Origin of the sequence: Brucella sp. NBRC 12950 (assembly GCF_030268145.1) — a bacterium.
GTDB lineage: Bacteria > Pseudomonadota > Alphaproteobacteria > Rhizobiales > Rhizobiaceae > Brucella.
The window spans coordinates 1-347 of sequence record NZ_BSQC01000063.1 but is presented as its reverse complement, the minus strand read 5'-3'; the positions used below and the strand labels follow the sequence as shown (position 1 = coordinate 347).

The window sequence follows — 347 nt, the reverse complement described above, 5'->3', positions numbered from 1 at the left end:
CATCTGACGGTGCTGGAAAACGTGAAGGTCGCGCTTCAACGCCCAAATGGTCTGGCAACGCAGTTCTGGCGTTCGCTGTCTGCACTGGATCAGCTCGACGCAAAAGCGATTGATCTTCTTGAGCGCGTGGGCCTTAGCGATGCCCGCCATGCGCTGGCCGCCGATCTTTCCTATGGCCGCAAGCGCGCGCTTGAAATCGCCACCACACTGGCACTCGATCCGAAAGTGCTGCTGCTTGATGAGCCAATGGCAGGCATGGGGCACGAAGACGTGCACATCATTGCCGCCCTCATCACCGATGTAGCAAAAGATCGTGCGGTGCTGATGGTCGAACACAATCTCAAAGT

At 57.3% G+C, this 347-nt stretch carries 1 protein-coding gene; it reads left to right on the top strand.

The features are described 5' to 3' along the window. Positions 1 to 347, top strand: a 347-nt coding sequence (locus QSJ70_RS27460) for an ATP-binding cassette domain-containing protein (RefSeq protein ID WP_285541381.1), incomplete at both ends; no start/stop codon positions are given.